Origin of the sequence: Verrucosispora sp. WMMA2044 (genome assembly GCF_027497155.1) — a bacterium.
Lineage (GTDB): Bacteria > Actinomycetota > Actinomycetes > Mycobacteriales > Micromonosporaceae > Micromonospora > Micromonospora palythoicola.
On record NZ_CP114913.1, the window covers coordinates 2578343 to 2597074 of the forward strand.

18 protein-coding genes are annotated in these 18732 nt (G+C 72.4%); 6 read left to right on the forward strand and 12 right to left on the reverse strand.

The features are described 5' to 3' along the window. Positions 1-122: 122 nt before the first annotated feature. Together O3597_RS11625 and O3597_RS11630 are read left to right on the forward strand one after the other, a co-directional pair. Entirely contained in the window at positions 123-1229 is a 1107-nt protein-coding gene (locus O3597_RS11625) for an L-dopachrome tautomerase-related protein (protein ID WP_164447045.1), read from the forward strand. Positions 1230-1333: 104 nt separating this feature from the next. Further along, positions 1334-1504: a hypothetical protein gene (locus tag O3597_RS11630; RefSeq protein ID WP_166458379.1), complete on the forward strand. Its 171-nt coding sequence runs from the start codon at positions 1334-1336 to the stop codon at positions 1502-1504. A 37-nt stretch (positions 1505-1541) separates the two neighbouring features. On the opposite strand, the gene O3597_RS11635 is transcribed toward O3597_RS11630, so the two are convergent. Continuing rightward, on the reverse strand, positions 1542-2699 hold the full coding sequence (locus tag O3597_RS11635) for an acyl-CoA desaturase (RefSeq protein WP_164447046.1): 1158 nt from the start codon (positions 2697-2699) through the stop codon (positions 1542-1544). A gap of 16 nt (positions 2700-2715) precedes the next feature. Then, a complete protein-coding gene (locus O3597_RS11640; RefSeq protein ID WP_164447047.1) occupies positions 2716-3804 on the reverse strand; it encodes a ferredoxin reductase in 1089 nt (362 codons plus the stop codon). 84 nt (positions 3805-3888) lie between these two features. Here O3597_RS11640 and O3597_RS11645 point away from each other — a divergent pair, with 84 nt between their 5' ends. Further along, positions 3889-5142, forward strand: a complete 1254-nt coding sequence (locus O3597_RS11645) for a helix-turn-helix domain-containing protein (protein ID WP_281604147.1) — start codon at positions 3889-3891, stop codon at positions 5140-5142. A 37-nt stretch (positions 5143-5179) separates the two neighbouring features. Here the strand turns inward: O3597_RS11645 and O3597_RS11650 are convergent, their stop codons facing one another. From O3597_RS11650 to O3597_RS11690, 9 genes are all read right to left on the reverse strand, one after another. Beyond that, positions 5180-6751 (reverse strand): Na+/H+ antiporter, encoded by a 1572-nt coding sequence (locus O3597_RS11650; protein ID WP_281604148.1) that lies wholly within the window; start codon positions 6749-6751, stop codon positions 5180-5182. 83 nt (positions 6752-6834) lie between these two features. Then, the gene (locus O3597_RS11655; protein WP_281604149.1) at positions 6835-7623 is read right to left on the reverse strand and encodes an IclR family transcriptional regulator; all 789 of its coding nucleotides are present in this window, start codon (positions 7621-7623) and stop codon (positions 6835-6837) included. Next, entirely contained in the window at positions 7620-8000 is a 381-nt protein-coding gene (gene pcaC / locus O3597_RS11660; protein WP_281604150.1) for a 4-carboxymuconolactone decarboxylase, read from the reverse strand. Before pcaC ends, O3597_RS11655 begins: the two co-directional genes overlap by 4 nt. Then, positions 7997-8779 carry a 3-oxoadipate enol-lactonase gene (pcaD, locus tag O3597_RS11665; protein WP_281604151.1) on the reverse strand — a complete coding sequence of 261 codons (783 nt, stop codon included), beginning with the start codon at positions 8777-8779 and terminating at the stop codon, positions 7997-7999. Before pcaD ends, pcaC begins: the two co-directional genes overlap by 4 nt. Further along, positions 8776-10158: a 3-carboxy-cis,cis-muconate cycloisomerase gene (pcaB, locus tag O3597_RS11670; RefSeq protein WP_281604152.1), complete on the reverse strand. Its 1383-nt coding sequence runs from the start codon at positions 10156-10158 to the stop codon at positions 8776-8778. Before pcaB ends, pcaD begins: the two co-directional genes overlap by 4 nt. Continuing rightward, on the reverse strand, positions 10133-10702 hold the full coding sequence (pcaG, locus tag O3597_RS11675; RefSeq protein WP_281604153.1) for a protocatechuate 3,4-dioxygenase subunit alpha: 570 nt from the start codon (positions 10700-10702) through the stop codon (positions 10133-10135). Before pcaG ends, pcaB begins: the two co-directional genes overlap by 26 nt. Then, positions 10695-11411 (reverse strand): protocatechuate 3,4-dioxygenase subunit beta, encoded by a 717-nt coding sequence (gene pcaH, locus O3597_RS11680; protein ID WP_281604517.1) that lies wholly within the window; start codon positions 11409-11411, stop codon positions 10695-10697. The genes pcaG and pcaH overlap by 8 nt, the downstream gene beginning before the upstream one ends. Positions 11412-11538: 127 nt before the next feature. Then, entirely contained in the window at positions 11539-12309 is a 771-nt protein-coding gene (locus tag O3597_RS11685; RefSeq protein WP_164447054.1) for a CoA-transferase, read from the reverse strand. Next, a complete protein-coding gene (locus tag O3597_RS11690) occupies positions 12306-13124 on the reverse strand; it encodes a CoA transferase subunit A (RefSeq protein ID WP_281604154.1) in 819 nt (272 codons plus the stop codon). Before O3597_RS11690 ends, O3597_RS11685 begins: the two co-directional genes overlap by 4 nt. Before the next feature lie 341 nt (positions 13125-13465). Here O3597_RS11690 and O3597_RS11695 point away from each other — a divergent pair, with 341 nt between their 5' ends. Both O3597_RS11695 and O3597_RS11700 read left to right on the forward strand, forming a co-directional pair. Next, the gene (locus tag O3597_RS11695) at positions 13466-14926 is read left to right on the forward strand and encodes a benzaldehyde dehydrogenase (RefSeq protein WP_164447056.1); all 1461 of its coding nucleotides are present in this window, start codon (positions 13466-13468) and stop codon (positions 14924-14926) included. A gap of 18 nt (positions 14927-14944) precedes the next feature. Continuing rightward, a complete protein-coding gene (locus O3597_RS11700) occupies positions 14945-16114 on the forward strand; it encodes a 4-hydroxybenzoate 3-monooxygenase (protein ID WP_164447057.1) in 1170 nt (389 codons plus the stop codon). A 19-nt stretch (positions 16115-16133) separates the two neighbouring features. On the opposite strand, the gene O3597_RS11705 is transcribed toward O3597_RS11700, so the two are convergent. After that, on the reverse strand, positions 16134-16844 hold the full coding sequence (locus O3597_RS11705) for a class I SAM-dependent methyltransferase (protein ID WP_164447058.1): 711 nt from the start codon (positions 16842-16844) through the stop codon (positions 16134-16136). A 219-nt stretch (positions 16845-17063) separates the two neighbouring features. Between O3597_RS11705 and O3597_RS11710 the strand changes: the two genes are divergently transcribed. Then, a complete protein-coding gene (locus tag O3597_RS11710; protein WP_281604155.1) occupies positions 17064-18530 on the forward strand; it encodes a PepSY domain-containing protein in 1467 nt (488 codons plus the stop codon). Positions 18531-18732: the final 202 nt, after the last annotated feature.

Genomic DNA, 18732 nt, shown 5'->3' on the forward strand with positions numbered 1-18732 from the left:
CGAATGGCCCTCCCACCGCTTGCGGGTCGGATGGGCGACGACCCTGTCGCGTACGTCGTCCGCTTTGAGACGATAGACGTAGAGAGATCAGTTGATCCCTGTGTGCGACGGGAGGTCGAAGGATGCGAAAGGCACTACCCACCGACGAACCGGTCGGCACGCTGGAAGTGGTACACCGGTTTTGGGGCCCGATGCCCACCGGGGTGACCGTCTCGCACCGTGGCCGGATCTTCGTCAACTTCCCCCGATGGGGTGACGAGGTGCCCGCGACAGTGGTGGAGCTGCGGCGCGGGCGCGAGGTCCCCTTCCCCGACCTGGCGTGGAACACACCGTCCGGCGACGACGACCCGTCGGCGTTCGTGTCGGTGCAGAGCGTGGTGGTCGACCCGGCCGACCGGCTCTGGGTGCTCGACACGGGCAGCCCGATGTTCCAGCCGACCTCTCCCGGCGGGCCGAAACTGGTCCGGGTGGACCTGAGAACCGACACCGTCGCCCAGGTCATCACCTTCCCGCCCGACGTGGTGCTGCCCACCTCGTACCTCAACGACGTGCGCTTCGACCTGCGTCGCGGGGAAGCCGGCATCGCGTACCTCACCGACTCCGCCGATGGTGCCCCCAACGCCATCATCGTGGTCGACCTGGCCAGCGGGTCCTCATGGCGGCGCCTCAACGACCACCCGTCCACCAAGGCCGCACCGCTGGCGGACTTCCGGCCGGTGGTCGAGGGACGCCCGTTCCTGGTCCGCCCTCCGGACGCTCCCCCGCAGCCGGTGGGCGTAGGTGCCGACGGCATCGCGATCTCCGCCGACGGCGCCCGGCTGTACTACTGCGCCCTCGCCACCCGCCGCTGGTACAGCGTCGCCACGGACGCGCTGGCCGACCGTGCGCTGGATGACGCGGCGGTCGCCGCGACGGTGATCGACGAGGGCGACAAGGGCGGCGGTGCCGACGGCCTGGAGTCCGACGACGCCGGCCGGCTCTACCTGACCAACTACGAGCACAACGCGGTGCTGCGGCGGCGCCCCGACGGCGAGTACGAGACCGTGGTGCACGACGCCCGGCTGCTCTGGCCCGACACGCTCAGCGTGGCCACCAGTCGGCACCTCTACATCATCGCCAACCAGGTGCACCGGCAGCCGCCGTTCAACCGCGGCCGGGACCTGCGTCGCAAGCCGTACGCCCTGTTCCGGACCCGGATCGACGCGGGCCCCGTGCTGCTGCGACCGTGACGCCGACCAGCCCCGATCGGGTGGAAGTGCCGCCCGGTCGGGGCCGGGTGCGTCCCGCCGCACGTAGCGTCGGAGGGCAGTGACCCCGAGGTGAGGAGCCGGTCGTGACCGAGCCGGAGGAAGAGCGCGAGAAGAGCGCGAAGACCGACCCGGTGCTGTTCTCCCCGGACGGCGACCCGCATCACAATCCGGCGCAGACCCCGCTGCCGGACGAGCACCCGCCGGTGACGTACACCCACGACGGCGACACCGACGTGATCGACGGCGAGCAGTAGGACGTAGGTCCGGCGGCAGCGGGGGCCTGCCGGGTGGTCAGGCGGCGACGAGGGCCGGGGTGGGATGGTCGGCGGAGTCGTCGAGCGGGGTGACCGGCGGTGCCGGCTGGCGGCGGTTCGGCAGGGCGAGCCGGAAGACCTTCCGCCATGCGGAGAAGACCTGCCGGGGCAGCGAGCCGGTGGTGTACTTCAGCCCGTACCTGTCGAACAGCGCCCGCACCTCCGGCGCGATCTCCTGGTAGCGGTTGCTCGGCAGGTCGGGAAAGAGGTGGTGCTCGATCTGGAAGGACAGATTGCCGGTCATGATGTGCATCAGCCGGCTGCCGCTGATGTTGGCCGAGCCGAGCATCTGCCGCACGTACCACTCCCCCCGGGTCTCCCCCTCGATCGAGGTCTTCTCGAAGGTCTCCACCCCCTCCGGGAAGTGCCCACACATGATGACCGAGTGGCTCCACAGGTTGCGGACCAGGTTCGCGGTGAAGTTGGCGGCCAGGGTGTGCAGGACCGACGGGCCGGACAGCACCGGGAACAGCAGGTAGTCCTTGAGGAACTGGCGGCGGATCTTCCGGCCGACCGCGCGGACCCGGCGCCGGAACTCGGGATCCTTGTGCCCGCCGTTCTTCAGCTTGTTGCCCAGGTCGAGGTCGTACGCGGCGATGCCGTACTCGAAGAAGCAGGCGTTGAGGAAGTTGTAGAGCGGCTGCCCCAGGTGGGCCGGGTGCCAGGGCTGGTCCTCGTCGACCCGCATGATGCCGTAGCCGAGGTCGTTGTCCTTGCCGACCACGTTCGTGAACCGGTGGTGCAGCTCGTTGTGCGACTGCTTCCACTGGTCGGCCGGGGCGACGTGGTCCCACTCCCAGCTGGTCGAGTGGATCTTCGGATCGCGCATCCAGTCCCACTGACCGTGCAGGACGTTGTGCCCGATCTCCATGTTCTCCAGGATCTTCGCCACCGACAGCCCGGCGGTGCCGACGATCCACGCCGGGGGAAACAGCGAGAACAGCAGCACCACCCGGCTGCCGATCTCCAACTTCCGCTGGGTCGAGATGACCTTGCGGATGTACGCGGCGTCCCGCTCGCCCCGGGAGGCGATGACCCGTTCCCGGATGGCGTCGAGTTCCTTGCCGAGGGTCTCGATGTCCTCGGCGGTGAGGTGGGCGATCGGGTTTACGGCCTTCTTCTGGATCACGGTCACGTCGGTCGGTCTCCGATCAGATCTCGAGTTCACACGGGCCGGCGGCGGCAGACACGCAGGTCTGCACGCGTACGCCGTCGCCCGGCAGGGCGGTGGTGAGCTGGCCGTTGCGCAGGTCGCGCACCGCGCCCTGGCGCAGCGGCAGCACGCAGCCGAAGCAGATGCCCATCCGGCAGCCCGACGGCATCAGCACCCCGGCGTTCTCGCCGGCATCCAGCAGCGGAGTGGCGCCGGCGGCCTCGACGGTCACCGACGAACGGGTGAAGGTGACGGTGCCGCCGTCACCGGCGGTGATCACCGTGGGGCGGAACCGCTCGGTGTGCAACCGCGCGGCGTGGCCGCGGGCCGACCAGTGCTCCTCCGCTGCGTCGAGCAGCCCGAGCGGGCCGCACGCCCAGGTCTGGCGCTCCAGGTGGTCCGGGACCAGGGTGTCGAGTTCGGCCACGTTCAGCAGGCCCTCGACCTCGGTGTGCCGCTCGACCAGGCGGATGGCACCGCGCTCGGCGAGGCCGCGCAGCTCCGCGCCGAAGACCACGTCCGCGGCGGTGGGCGCCGAGTGCACGAGCACCACGTCGCTGCCGGCCAGGGCCCCCGAGCGCAACATCCCGGCCACCGGGGTGATGCCGCTGCCCGCGGTGAGGAACAGCACCCGCGACGGCGCCCGCTCCGGCAGCACGAAGTCGCCGCGCGCCTGGTCGAGCTGCACGATCGTGCCCGGCCGCAGCCGGCGGACCAGATGGTTGCTGACCACGCCGTCGGGGATCGCCTTCACCGTCACCGAGATGGGGTCGGTGCGCCGGCCGGGGGCCGAGGTGACCGAGTAGGCGCGCCACTGGCGCACCCCGTCGACGTCGACACCGAGCCGGACGTACTGGCCGGGGACATGCCCGCGCCAGCTGCGGCCGGGCTGGATCACCAGGGTCGCCGCGTCCGGGGTTTCCGGGTGCACGGCGACGATACGGCCGCGCAGTTCGGCACCGGCGCGTAGCGGCGCGACCAGGTCGAGGTAGTCGCTGGGCAGCACCGGCGTGGTCACCGTCTCGGCGAGCCGCCACAGGCGGCGCCGAAAAGATCTCGTGTCCGGTGGCGGGACGGTGGCGGTCATAAGACGATGGTCGCGGCCCGCTGGCATAAACTCTTGGTCTGCGAAGGTAAAGCGATCCACCCCTTTTGTGCGGAGAGAACAACCGTGGCGGAACCATCCGGAACGACCAATCGGGCGGCCCGCATCGAACTGGACCAGCGGGTGGCCCGCGAACTGCGCGACCGGCTACCGCTGGTCGCCGGGCAGACCGTCACCGCGATCACCGGCGAGGTGCCCAGCTACTCCGGCACCCTGACCGGCCAGATGCGGGACAAGATAGAGAACGCGGTGCAGATCGCGCTGGGCACCTTCCTGCAACTGCTCGAACAGTCCCAGACCGCCGACCGTACGCAGGCCAGCGATCCGAGCACCCCGCTGGTCCCGGCGCTGGAGGCCGCGTACGCGCTGGGTAGCGGCGAGGCCCGGTCGGGCCGCAGCGTGGACGCGCTGCTGGCCGCGTACCGGGTGGGTGCCCGGGTCTCCTGGCGGGAGCTGGCCGCCGCCACCGTGGCGACCGGGCTGCCCGCCGCCACGGTGGCCGAGTTCGCCGAGTTGATGTTCGCCTACATCGACGAGTTGTCCGCCGCGAGTGTCGCCGGGCACGCCGACGAGTTGGCGAGCGTGGGCCGGGCCCGGCGGCGGAACCTGGAACGGCTCACCCAGCAGTTGCTCGCCGGTGAGGCGGAGGACGTGCTGCTGCGCAGCGCCGAGCGGGCCGACTGGCCGGTGCCGCAGACCCTCACCGTGGTGCTGCTGCCGCAGGCGAAGCTGCGCGGGGCGCTCGCCCTGCTGGCCGAACACACCCTGGAGAGCAGCGAGGAGCTGCCGGCCGGGGAGCCCGGCGAGGAGACGGCGGTGCTGCTCGTACCGGACATGCACGGCGACCGGCGGCGGCAGCTCGCCCGGGTGCTGCACGGCCGCCGCGCGGTGCTGGGGCCCTGTCGTCCCTGGGCCCGGGTCACTTCCTCGTACCGGCGGGTGGTCCGGGTGGTCGCCCTCGGTATCGCCCAGCCCACCGACGGCGAGCCCCTGGACACCGAGGCGCATCTGGCCGAGTTGCTGCTCAGCGCCGACGTCGAGGCGCTCGCCGACCTGCGCACCAGGGTGCTGCAACCCCTCGCCGCGCTGCCCGCCGCCACCGCCGAGCGGCTCACCGAGACGCTGCGGTCCTGGCTGCTGCACCAGGGACGGCGCGACGACGTCGCCGCCGACCTCTTCGTCCACCCGCAGACCGTGCGCTACCGGATGGGTCAGCTGCGTCAGATCTACGGTGACCGGCTCACCGATCCGCGTAGTCTGCTCGACCTCACGGTCGCGCTCGCGCTGCCCGCCGGCGGCGCGGCCACCGCCACCGGGTGAGCGGTGCCGGCGTCGGCGTCGAGCCGCCGTTCCACCGTCACTCGGACGGCATCGGGCCGAGCAGGCGGATCTCCTCGACGTCGAGGCGGGCCTGCAACTCCTGCAACACGGTGTCGTCGATCTCCCGCCGGTCACGCATCGCGGTGATCTCACGTCGCTTGTGTTCGAGGGCGGCCAGCCGCAGTTGACGCTCGACCTCCCGGGCGGTCAACGATTCGTCCTCCGGCTCGGCCTGCATCGCGTTCAGATGACCCGCGTACTCGGCCCGGAGCCGGTGCAGGATCTCCGCCTCCGCACCCACCCGGTCGGCGAGGTCGGGCAACGCGTCGAGGGTGGCCTGGGTGGCGGTCACCTGCGCCTGCCGTGACTCCGCGACCCGTTCCGGGTCGCCGCGCAACCCGGCCCAGGTCAGCAGGAACGGCAGGGTGGTGCCCTGCACCAGCATGGTCACCAGGATCACCGTGGCGACACCAAAGATGATCAGGTCACGTTCCGGTACCGGGCTGCCGTCCCGCGCGGTCAACGGCACGGCGAGCGCCGCCGCCAGGGAGACGGCCCCTCGGAAACCGGCCCAGCCGGCCACCGTACGCACCCGCCAGTTGACCTGGCGGGCGAGCTGTGACTCGCGCCGATCGAGCCGGGCCACGGCGGCGATCATGTGCAGCCAGAGCATCCGCACCAGCACCAGCACCCCGGCCACCACCAGCGCGATCACGACGGCCCGGCCCAGGGAGACGCTCGTGACGTTCCGCACCGCCCGGGGGATCTGCATGCCCACCAGCACGAAGAGTCCCCCGTTGATGAGGAAGGTGGTCAGGTCCCAGAACGACAGCGCGAGGATCCGGGACCGGGCCCGGATCACCCGAGGGCTGGCGTAGGAGAGCATCAGGCCGGCCACCACCACCGCGAGCACTCCGCTCTCGTGGATGCTGTCGGCGAGGAAGAAGGCGGTGAACGGGGTGAGCACACTCAGTGCGCCCTCTCGCAGCGGGTCGTCGATGCGCTTGCGGATCAGGATCACCACCGTGCCGACCACCATGCCGGCGGCGATGCCACCGAGGAAGGACAGGCCGATCCGCTCGACGAGTTCGAAGGCGCTCGGTGCGGCACCCCCGCCCAGCAGACCGAGCGCGATGGCGAACAGCACCAGGGCGGTGCCGTCGTTGACCAGGCTCTCCGCGCGCAGGGTGGTCAGCAGGCGACGGGGCATCCGCTTGGCCAGCCCGGCCACCGCCGCGGCGTCGGTCGGGGCGAGCACCGCGCCGAGCACCCAGGCCACCGCCGGGTCCACACCGAAGCGCTGCACGACCAGCGACACCGTGACCATCGTGACCCCGACCAGACCGATCGCCAGCAACGCGATGACCACGATGTTCGCCCTGATCTCCCGCAGGCTGACGACCAGGCTCTCCCGGTAGAGGATCGCCGGCAGGAACAGCAGCAGGACCACCTCGGGCGCGAGGACCACGTGCGAGAACGGGGGCAGCAGCGCCACCAGGGCACCCAGGCAGATGAGCAGCACCGGCGGGGCGACCCGGTAGCGGCCGCCGACGGTGGTGCCGACCACCACGACGACGCCCAGCGTGATGACCAGCAGCAGCTCGCGCACCCCGCCCCCCGTTCGTCGCCCCCCACATGGTGGTACGCCGACGGACCGTCCCGGGCCGATTCGCGCAGGCCGCGAAGCCGGGCTCAGCGGCCGGGACCGGCGCCCAGGTCCTCCTCGATGCGCCTGGCGGTGGCCAGCAACGGCGGCAGCAGCTCCTTGCGGATCATCTCGAACGAGCCGCGGCTGGCGTGGGCGGAGACGTTCACCGCGGCCACCACCGAACCGTTGTCGCCGTGGATCGGCGCGGCCAGTGACCGCAGCCCCTCCTCCAACTCCTGGTCGACCAGGGCGTACCCCTGGCTGGCGATCTTCGTCAGGAGGCCGCGCAGCTTGGCCGGGTCGGTCACGGTTCGTCGGGTCAGCGGGCGTAGCTGCGCCGTGGCGAGATAGTCGTCGAGCCATCGGGCCGGCTGCGCGGCGAGCAGCACCCGACCCATCGATGTCGCGTACGCGGGGAACCGGGTGCCGACACTGATCCCCACCGTCATGATCCGCTTGGTGGGCACCCGGGCGACGTAGACGACCTCGTCGCCGTCGAGCACCGACACGGAGCAGGACTCGTGCACCTGCGCCACCAGCGCCTCCATGTGCGGCTGCGCCACCTCCGGCAGGCTCAGGCTGGACAGGTAGGCGTAGCCGAGGTCGAGGATGCGCGGACGCAGCGAGAACAGCCGCCCGTCGGTGCGTACGTAGCCGAGTTCGACGAGGGTGAGCAGGAAGCGTCGAGCCGCGGCCCGGGTCAGCCCGGTGTTGCGGGCCACCTCGCTGAGGGTGAGCTGCGGGTGTTCGGCGTCGAAGGCCCGGATCACCGCGAGCCCGCGTTCCAGCGACTGGACGAACTCGCCGGGTCGAGCCGTCGCCTCGTCGGTCACCGGCCCTCCTGCCGCAGCGTCTCCTGGGCCACCTTGAACGCCCGGTTCGCCGCCGGGACGCCGGCGTAGACGGCCACCTGGAGCAGCACCTCCTTCACCTCGTCGGGGGTGAGGCCGTTGCGCAGGGCGGCGCGTACGTGCATGGCCAGTTCCTCGTCGTGGTGCAGGGTGGCCAGCACGGCGAGGGTGACGCAGCTGCGGGTCCGTCGGTCCAGCCCTTCCCGGGTCCAGATCTCACCCCAGGCGTAGCGGGTGATCAGGTCCTGGAAGTCGGTGGTGAACCCGTCGGTGCCGGCGACGGCCCGGTCGACGTGCGCGTCGCCGAGCACCTGCCGGCGTACCGCCATGCCGGCCTCGTACCGCTGCTGGTCGGTCATCTGGGCACCACGCCTTCCGGATCGAGGTGTTCCGCGAGCAGTCGGGCGACGGCCTCGGGTTGCTCGACGTTGGCCAGGTGCGCCGCGCCGTCGAGCACCACCAGGCGGGCCGAGGGGATCCGCTCGGCGATGGCGGCGGCCTGCTCCGGCGGGGTCGCCGGATCGTCGGCGGCCCCGATCACCAGCGTCGGGGCGCGCACGGCGGCCAGGTCCGGACGCAGGTCCATCGCGGCGATCGCCTCGCAACAGCCGGCGTACCCGGCGGCGGGGGTGCCCACCAGCATGTTCCGGTACGCGGCGACGGTGTCCGGATTCCTCGCGGCGAAGGCGGGGGTGAACCAGCGTTCGACGATCGCGTCGGCGATGCTGTCCAGCCGACCGGCCCGGACGGTGGCGGCCCGGGCCCGCCAGCCCTCGGCCGGCCCGAGCGACGCGGAGGTGCACAGCAGGGCGAGGCGGTCGATCCGCTCGCCGGCGTGCGCGGCCAGCCACATGCCGACCATCCCGCCGAGGGAGAGGCCGGCGTAGTGGACCCGGGCCACGCCCAGGGCGTCCAGCAGTCGCAGCACCTTCCGGCCGAGCAGGTCGATGGTGTACGGCCCGGCCGGCACCGCGGAACCGCCGTGGCCGAGATGGTCGTAGCGGACCACGCGGTAGCGCTCGGTCAGCGCCGCCACCTGCGGCTGCCACATCGCGCCCGTGGTGCCCAGGGAACTACCGAGCAGCAGCACCGGCGCGTCCGGCGGACCGTCGACGGTGACGTGCAGGCCGCCGGTCACCGCTGCGCCTCACGGTCCGGTCCGGTGGTCGCGGCCGGGCCACGCGTCGCCTCACGGTGCAGGTCAAGGGCGCGGTCGATGAGCTGCCCGGCGCTGCCGAGCCAGCCGGCCGGGTCGAGGGCGGCGTCGACGTCCGATTCCGACAGGTGGGCGCGCAGGTCCGCCTCGGCCAGCAGCGCCGCCCGGAAGTCGGGCCGGGCGGCGGCACGGCGGACCAGGTCGTGGGCGGCGGCACGGCCGAGGGCCGGTGCCAGCCGGGCGGCGACCGCCTCGGCGAGCAGCAGACCGCCGCTGGCGTCCAGGTTGGCACGCATCCGCCGCGGACGTACGTCGAGGCCGGCGAGCATCCGGGCGGTACGGGCGGTCGCCCCTCCCACCAGGTGCGTCAGGTCGAGCAGGGGCTCCCACTCGGCGTGCCAGCCGCCGGTGGCCCGCTCGTGTTCCTGGCCGGCGGCGGCGAACAGCGTGCCGACGAGCCCGGGGCCGCGCCGGGCCGCGGCGGTGACCAGCACCGAGTCCACCGGGTTGCGCTTGTGCGGCATCGCCGAGGAGCCGCCTCGCTCCGCGCCCCCCTCGGCCACCTCGCCGAACTCGGTCTGCGCCAGCAGGCCCACGTCGAGGGCGATCTTGCCGGTGGCGGCGAGCAGCCCACCGAGGGCCGCGGCCAGGTCGAGCAGGGGCTGACGGCGGGTGTGCCAGGGCAACGGGCTCGCCGCCAGGCCCAGGTGTGCGGCGAACCTGTCGACCATCACCGGCCCGGCCGCGCCGTAGCCGGCGAGGGTGCCCACCGCCCCGCCGAGTTGTGCGGGCAGGTCGGCGCACGCCCGGGTCAGCCGGGTCCGCGCCTCGACCAGGCCGACCAGCCAGCCGGCGGCCTTGAGCCCGAAGGTTGTCGGTGCGGCCTGCTGGCCGAGCGTGCGGGCGGCCATCAGGGTGTCGCGGTGGGCCCGGGCCAGCCGGGCGGCGGCGTCGGCGGCGTCGGCGAGGTGCCGCAGCAGCGGACCGGCGGCGCGGACCGCCACCAGTGACAGGGCGGTGTCGAGCACGTCCTGGCTGGTGGCGCCGTGATGCACCCACGGCCGGGCCGGTTCGGCGACCGCGGCGGTCAGCTCCCGCACCAGCGGGACCACGGGGTTGCCGGCCGCCTCGGCCGCGGCACCGAGAGCTGCCGGGTCGTACCGCTCGACGCGGCACTGCCGGACGATCTCCTCGGCGGCCTCGGCGGGCAGCAGCCCGACGTCGGCGCCGGCCCGGGCCAGGGCGGCCTCCGCGTCCAGCAGCGCCCGCAGCAGGGCGTGGTCGCCGAGTTCGGCGTCGACGTCGGGGGTGCCGGAGAGCCCGCGCAGCAGTGCCTCAGACGGCGAAGAAGACGGTCTCATGCTCTCCCTGAAGGCGGATGTCGAACTGGAACCCGTCCGTGGCCGGCCGGGCCAGCAGCGTGTCACGCCGCTGCGGGTCGACGGTACGCAGCACCGGGTCGGTGGCGTTGGCCGCCTCGCCGGAGAAGTAGACCCGGGTGACGAGGCGGTGCAGCAGCCCTCGGCCGAACACCGACAGGGTCAGGTGCGGTGCCTCGGTGTCGCCGTCGAAGGTGGGCAGCGGCCCCGGCTTGACGATGTGCAACGCGTACCGGCCCTCGGTGTCGGTCTCGGACCGGCCGAAACCCCGGAACCCGGGGACCGCCGACGGCCGGGCGCCACGCGGATCGTCGGGGTGGTCGAAGCGCCCGTCGGGGTCGGCCTGCCAGCTCTCCACCATCGCGTCGACCACGGCCGCGCCGGTGCCGTCGACAATCCGGCCCCGCAGCCAGAACGCCCCCGGCGTGCCCTCCGGCACCACGTACGGCCCGTCCGGCCAGCTCAGCCCGATGTGCAGGTACGGCCCGACGGTCTGGGCGGGCGTGACGCCCAGCGGCTCACTCATCGTCGTCCTCGTCCTCGAACACGGTGGCCTCCCGGCCCCGCAGCACGATGTCGAACTCGTAGGCCAGCGCCCACTCGGGGCGGGTCGCGGCGTGGTCGTAGCGGGCCACCATCCGCTGTCTGGCCCGCTCGTCGCGGACCGAGTTGAAGATCGGATCCTGGGAGAACAGCGGATCGCCCGGGAAGTACATCTGGGTCACCAGCCGCTGGGTGAACGCCCGGCCGAAGAGGGAGAAGTGGATGTGCGCGGGCCGCCAGGCGTTGTCGTGGTTACGCCATGGGTAGGCGCCAGGCTGCACGGTGACGAAGTGGTACCGCCCGTCGGCGTCGGTCAGGGCCCGCCCGACGCCGGTGAAGTTCGGGTCCAGCGGCGCCGGCCAGGTGTCGGCGGCGTGCTGGTAGCGGCCGGCGGCGTTGGCCTGCCAGATCTCGACCAGGGTGTGCGGCACCGCGCGGCCGTCGCCGTCGACGACCCGGCCGTGCACGATGATCCGCTGCCCGAGCGGCTCACCGTCGTGCTGGCGGGTCAGGTCGTGGTCCAGTTCGCCGAGGCGGCCCTCGCCGAGCAGCGGGCCGGTGACCTCGGTGAGCCGCTGCGGCAGGTAGGTCAACGGCTGCTGCGGTGCCCGCGCCACGGTCGAGCGGTAGCCGGGACTCAGCAGCGGCGGATGGGCGTCGACGTCGTCGCGTCGGTAGCTCGGCAGGATCAGTTTCCGCTCGGCGTCGTGGGTCACGGCCGCTCCTCCCCGTCAGTCGTTCCGACTATCCGCGCCCCGAAGGAGCCGAGCGTAAGCCGGAGGGTGATCGCGTCTCCCCCGGTGGCCGGACTGCGCCAGTTCACGCCGCCGCCCGCATGGTCGCTTCGAGGGCGCGCAGCACGGCGAGTTCCTCGGCGGTGGGTGGCTCGACGGTGCTCAGATCCCGGGCGACGGCGAGCGGCCAGCCGGTGGCCTCGCGGGCCCGCTCGACGGTCACGCCCGGATGCAGCCGGGTGAGGGTGAGTTCGCAGCTGTCCGGGTCGGCCTCGAGGATGCCGAGGTCGGTGATGACGGTACGGGGTCCACCGCCGCGCAGGCCGAGCCGGGCCCGATCGCCGGGGCCGGCGCCATAGCCGACCGAGGTGACGAAGTCGACGCGTTCGGTGAAGGTACGTCGGCTCTGCCGGACGATCACCACCACCTCGCCGCAGGAGGCGGCGATCTCGGGAGCGCCACCGGCACCGGGCAGGCGCACCTTCGGGTCGGTGTAGTCGCCACCGATGACCGTGGTGTTGATGTTGCCGTACCGGTCGAGCTGCGCGGCGCCGAGGAAGCCGACGTCGATGCGCCCGGGTTGCAGCCAGTAGTTGAACACCTCGGGCACCGGGATCACCGCGTCGGCGGTGTCGGCCAGGACACCATCACCGATGGACAGCGGTAGCCGGTCGGGCTTGGCACCGAGACAACCGGACTCGTAGATCAGCACCAGTTCGGGCGCGTGGGTGGCGCGGGCCAGGTTCGCCGCGGTGCTGGGCAGGCCGATCCCGACGAAGCAGGCGGTGCCGTCGCGCAGCTGTCGGGCGGCCGCCACCGTCATCATCTCGTCGGCGGTGTACTGACGCTCGCTCATGCCTGCACCTCCGCCTTGTGCACGTGCTGGTCGATCCACCGCTGGAACGTGTCCCGGTCCCGGCTGATCTCGTCCCAGGCCACGTAGAAGGCGTTGTCCCGCACCGAGTAGCCCTGGGCGTAGGAGGGATGGGCGCCGCCGGGAACGTGCGCCACGGCGGTCACCGCCCAGCCCGGCAGCACGACCTGGCCCGGTACCGGGGTCAGCTCGTCGACGATCTCCTCGACGGTGACCAGGGACCGGCGGGCGGCCAGCACCGCCTCCTTCTGCACGCCGGTGATGCCCCACATCTGCACGTTGCCGGCGCGGTCGGCACGCTGGGCGTGCACCACCGTCACGTCGGGGTTCAGCGCGGGGACCGCGGTCAGCGTCTCCCCGGTGAACGGGCAGTCGATGCTGCGGATGTTGCCGGTGTGCCGGGGCAGGTCGGTGCCGGTGTAGCCACGCAGCACGGCGAAGGGCAGGCCGGAGGCACCGGCGACATAGCGGTTGGCCATCCCGGCGTGGCTGTGTTCCTCCAACTCGAGCGGGACGGGCCAGGAGTTCTGTACGGCGTCGCGGAAGCGGTGCAGGGAGCCCACGCCGGGGTTACCGCCCCAGGAGAAGACCAGGCGGCGGGCGCAGCCGGCGCCGATGAGCTGGTCGTAGATGACGTCGGGGGTCATCCGCACCAGGGTCAGGTCGCGCCGCTCCTGCCGGATGATCTCGTGGCCGGCGGCGAACGGGATCAGGTGGGTGAATCCCTCCAGGGCCACCGTGTCCCCGTCGCGGACCAGCTCCGCGACGCCGTCGGCAAGCGAGACGAGCTTCGCCATGAGCCTCCCTGCCTCCTGTGTCGAAAGCCTACCGACATGTGTTCGGTATGCGGACCGGCGTACTTATCTCGAACGTAATCGGCATCGGTGACGTTCGTCAACGAGTCCCGGGGCGACCCGCCCCCGGGCCCGCCCCGATTGCAGAAATGTTGCGGCGATCCGTTGACGCGGATCGGGTACCGTGCAAATGTCCTTGATGAGAACGCTTGTTCGGCAGGCGAACAAGCGACGCGCGACCGGCCCGGGTCACCGCCGGGGCCGCCGCACGTGTCAGGCGTGGCCGGACCATCCGCCGGCCACCCGCCCGTGGCTGTCCCACCTGCGGCGCAAGGAGGATCACCATGCCCCTGCTCGACACCGACACCTGGCACGGCCGGATCTACAGCGACGGCTGGGTACGGTCGGCCGGCGGCACCGCTGCCGTCCGCGCTCCAGCCACCGGCGAGGAGATCGGCCAGATCGGCGTGGCGGACGCCGACGACGTCGCGCGGGCCAGCATCCGGGCCGCCGCCGCGCAGCGGGCCTGGGCCGCCACCAGCTACACCGAGCGGGCCGCCGTGCTGCGCCGGGCCGGTGCGTTGTGGGAGCAGCACGCCGCCGAGGTCGGCGACTGGGTGGTCCGCGAGTCCGGGTCGATCCCGCCGAAGGGCGACCTGGAGACCGGCACCGCCGCGCAGGAGTGCTACGAGGCCGCGACGCTGCCCTCACAGTCGCTCGGTGAGATCATCCCGAGCGCTCAGCCCCGACTGAGCCTGGCCCGCCGGCTGCCCGTCGGCGTGGTGGGCGTCATCTCGCCGTTCAACGCTCCGCTGATCCTGGCGATCCGCTCGGTCGCCCCGGCGCTGGCGCTGGGCAACGCGGTGGTGCTCAAGCCGGACCTGCGTACGGCGGTCTGCGGTGGGCTGTCCATCGCCCGGGTCTTCGAGGAGGCGGGGCTGCCCGAGGGACTGCTGCACGTGCTGCCGGGCGGAGTCGCCACCGGCGAGGCGCTGGTGGCCGACCCACGGGTACGGGTGATCAGCTTCACCGGGTCGTCCGCCGCGGGCCGCAAGGTCGGTGCGGCCGCCGCCCGGCACCTGAAGCGGGCGCATCTGGAGCTGGGCGGCAACTCCGCCCTGGTGGTGCTCGACGACGCGGACCTCGACCTCGCCGTCTCGGCCGGGGCCTGGGGTTCCTTCCTGCACCAGGGGCAGATCTGCATGACCACCGGCCGGCACCTGGTGCACGAGAGCCTCGCCGAGCGGTACGTCACCGAGCTGGCCGCCAAGGCCGACCACCTGCCGGTCGGCGACCCCGCCAAGGAGCAGGTGGCGCTCGGGCCGATCATCGACGAGACACAACGCGACAAGATTCACTCGCTGGTCACGTCGAGCGTGGACGCGGGCGCCCGGTTGGCCGCCGGCGGCAGCTACGACGGGTTGTTCTACCGGCCCACCGTGCTCGCCGACGTCACCCCGGACACCCCGGCGTACGCGCAGGAGGTCTTCGGCCCGGTCGCCCCGGTGCTCAGCTTCTCCGACCTGGACGAGGCGGCGGCACTCGCCGGCGCCAGCGAGTACGGCCTGTCGCTGGGCATCCTCAGCCGCGACGTGATGAAGGCGATGGCGTTGGCCGAGCGCATCCCCAGCGGCATCGTGCACATCAACGACCAGACCGTCAGCGACGAGGCGGTGGCGCCGTTCGGCGGGGTCGGCGCCTCCGGCACCGGCTCCCGGTTCGGTGGGCCGGCGGCGAACATCGAGGCGTTCACCGAGACGCAGTGGCTCACCGTGCAGGGTGACATCACCCGCTACCCGTTCTAGGGCCCCAAGGAGGCATGGATGCGTACCCAGGTCGGCATCATCGGAGCGGGACCGGCCGGTCTCATGCTGTCGCACCTGCTGCACCGGCACGGCATCGACTCGGTGGTGCTGGAGAGCCGCAGCCGGAAGTACGTGGAGCAACGGCTACGCGCGGGCGTGCTCGAACAGGGCTCGGTCGACCTGCTGCGCGACACCGGCCTGGGGGCCCGCCTGGACCGGGAAGGGCTGCGGCACGAGGGCATCGAGCTGCGCTTCGACGGCGAGTCGCACCGGGTGCCGATGACCGAGCTGACCGGCCGGGCGATCACCGTGTACGGCCAGCAGGAGGTGGTCAAGGACATGATCGCCGCCCGGCTGGCGGCCGGCGGGACGATCCTGTTCGAGGCACCCGCCGACCGGTTGTCCGGACTGGACACCGCCCCGGTGATCCATTTTCGGCACCAGGGCCGGGCCGAGGAGCTGCACTGCGACTTCGTCGTCGGCTGCGACGGCTACCACGGGATCAGTCGGCCGGCCGTGCCCGAGGGGGTGCTGACCACCTACGAGCGCACCTATCCGTTCGCCTGGCTGGGCGTCCTCGCCGCCGCCCCGCCTGCCGTGGAGGAGCTGATCTACGCCCACCACGAACGCGGTTTCGCCCTGTACAGCATGCGCTCGCCGCAGATCTCCCGGCTGTACCTCCAGGTGCCGGCCGACGAGGACATCGCCGACTGGCCGGACGAGCGGATCTGGGCCGAGTTGCGTACCCGGTTGGAGACGGTGCCGAACTGGACGCTCAACGAGGGTCCGGTGCTGGAGAAGTCGATCACTCCGCTGCGCAGCCTGGTGGTCGAGCCGATGCAGTGGCAGCGGCTGTACCTGGCCGGCGACGCGGTGCACATCGTGCCGCCGACCGGGGCCAAGGGCATGAACCTGGCGCTTGCCGACGTCGCGCTGCTCGGTGACGCCTTCGCCGCCTGGTACGCCGACGGCAGCACCGACCTGCTGGACGGCTACTCGCGTACCGCGCTGCGCCGGGTGTGGCGGGCACAGCAGTTCTCCTGGTGGATGACCTCGATGCTGCACCGGCTCAACGCCGACGACCCGTACGAGGCGAAGCTCCAATCGGCGACCCTGCGCTACGTCACCACCTCCCCGGCGTACGCGACAAGCCTCGCCGAGAACTACGTCGGCCTGCCCGAGGTCTGAACGCCGGAGGCGACGGAGGTCAGCGCTTGCGCGCGAGGATGAGCCGGAACCGTGGGCTGCCGCCGGGGTGCTGACCCAGACCGGTCAGGGCGGTGTCGGTCACGGTGAAGCCGACCGCCGTCAGGTCGTCACGCAGCGCCGACAGGCTGGTGGTGTGGTAGTACATCACGAACGGTGGACGCCACACGGCGTTGCGGACCCGCATGGTCAGGTCGAACCCGCGGGTGACCCAGTGCGAGACCGAGGTACGCGGCGACGGCGTGCCGATCGGAATGGCGAACAGCCCACCCGGCCGCAGCGCCCGGTGGACCCCGGCGAAGAGCGTGGGCCGCTCCTCCGGCAGGAAATGCCCGAGCGCGCCGGCGCTGACCGCGAGATCGAACCCCTCGGTGAACGGCAGCGCCCGAGCGTCGGCCCGCACCCAGCTGGCGTCCGGGAATGCGCGGCGCGCCTGCGCGAGCATCCCGGCGCTGAAGTCCACGCCCGTGATCCGATCCCGACACAGGGAGCTGAGGACCTGCATTCCCGCGCCGGTGCCGCAGCACACGTCCAGCCCGTGGTCGAACGACCCGACATCGGACAGCGCTTGCGTGGTCGCGCGGAGAACGCTGTCCGGCGTACGGAACGGCGTGTGATCGAACTTCGGCGCCAGGAGGTCGTAGCCACGCTCCACCGAGGAGAGCGCCTGGACGCACAGCTCCCGTAGCGACGGGCCGTGAGGCGAGAACACCGGCCGAGGGTACCTCCCGGACCGCCGGCACCCGGCCGACGTCGGGGCGAGTCGGCCGCGAGCGGACGATCGCGCGGAGTCGCCGGTCCCGGGAACCAGCACGGTCCGTCGTCCGACTAGGTGATCGAGCGGCGGGCATCCGGGCGACGGCCGGCAGCACTGACCCGAAGGGCACGGGCCAGGTCCGCAGCATGACCTCCTCACCCGATCGGAACACGCATGTCTCTGACCGAATTGTCCGGCGAGTCCGCGCCGGAGTCCCTCCCCGGCCCGGTACCCGCGGCGCCCGCCCGATCATCACGACGCGGCGCGCCGCTGGCGGCGTTGCTGCTGCGCCTGCACTTCTACGCCGGTGTCCTGATCGCCCCGTTCCTGGTGGTCGCCGCGCTGACCGGCCTGGCGTACACCGTCACGCCGCAGCTGGACCAGCTTCTCTACGGCGACCAGCTCACCGTCGCCAGCGTCGGCGACCAGCCCCGACCGCTGGCCGAGCAGGTGGCCGCCGCCCGGACCGCCCACCCCGACGGCGACCTGGTGACGGTCGCGCCGGGCGCGGGCGACCAGACGACCCGGGTGGTCTTCGCGCTGGAGGAGTTGGGCGAGAAGCAGCACACCGTCTACGTCGACCCGTACACGGGCGCGGTACAGGGGCAGCTCACCACCTGGTTCGGTTCCACCCCGGCCACCACCTGGCTCGACGACCTGCACCGCAACCTGCACCTGGGCGACCTCGGACGGCACTATTCCGAGATCGCCGCCAGTTGGCTCTGGGTGCTGGCGCTCGGCGGGGTCATCCTGTGGTGGCGTCGCCGGCAGAACGGACGCGCTCGCGCCAAGCACCTGCTGGTGCCGGACCTCTCCACCAGCAGGGGCGTCCGGCGGACCCGGGGCTGGCACGCCACCACAGGCGTCTGGCTCACCATCGGCCTGCTGTTCCTCGCCGCCACCGGGCTGACCTGGTCCCGCTTCGCCGGTGCGAACTTCGGCGCCGGGTTGGACGCGCTCGACGCCCGCAGGCCGGTGCTGTCCACCACGTTGGACGGTGCGCCGAGCCCCGGTGGCGGCGAGCACCAGCACGGCGGCGCGGCACCGTCGGCGGCAGCCGATCCGGCCACCTTCGACCAGGTCCTGGCGGTGGCCCGCGACGCGGGCCTGTCCGGGCCGGTCGAGATCAGCCCGGGCACGCCCGGCACCGCCTGGGCGGTCGCCCAGACCGACAACGTCTGGCCGGTGCGGTTCGACCAGGTCGCCGTCGACCCGGGCACCAACACGGTGACCGCCCGCAACGACTACGCCGACTGGTCGCTGCTGGCCAAGCTCAGCGCCCTGGGCGTACAGGCTCACATGGGGCTGCTCTTCGGCGTGGTCAACCAGATCCTGCTGGCCGCGCTGGCCGTCGGTCTGCTCTGCGTCATCGTGTGGGGCTACCGGATGTGGTGGCAGCGCCGCCCGACCCGGGCTGACCGGCGGGCCCCGGTGGGCGCGCCACCGGCGCGTGGTGGCCTGCGCGGTCTGCCCTGGTGGGCAGTGCTGCTCGGCGTGCCGGTGATCGTCGCGGTCGGCTGGGCGCTGCCCTGGTTCGGCATCCCGCTGCTCGGCTTCCTCGTGGCCGACGTCGTCGTCGGCGCGTTCGCCCGCCGACGTGCCGGCCGCCGAGGCGATCCCGCCCCGACCTCGGCCGGGTGACCTCGATGCCGTTCCGGCGGGACGCTCGCCCTCCGGACGTCGACGTTCCGCCGGAACGGTGTCGATCGTGGATTCACCCGCTTCGGGGCATGGCGCACGGCGGCGTTACGGGGTAGAAACATCTCGTCCCCGTTTCTTCACACCGTGATACAAGTCAGCCTGATGAGAGAGCGCTCTCACACGCCCTGGTCCATCGTGTCGT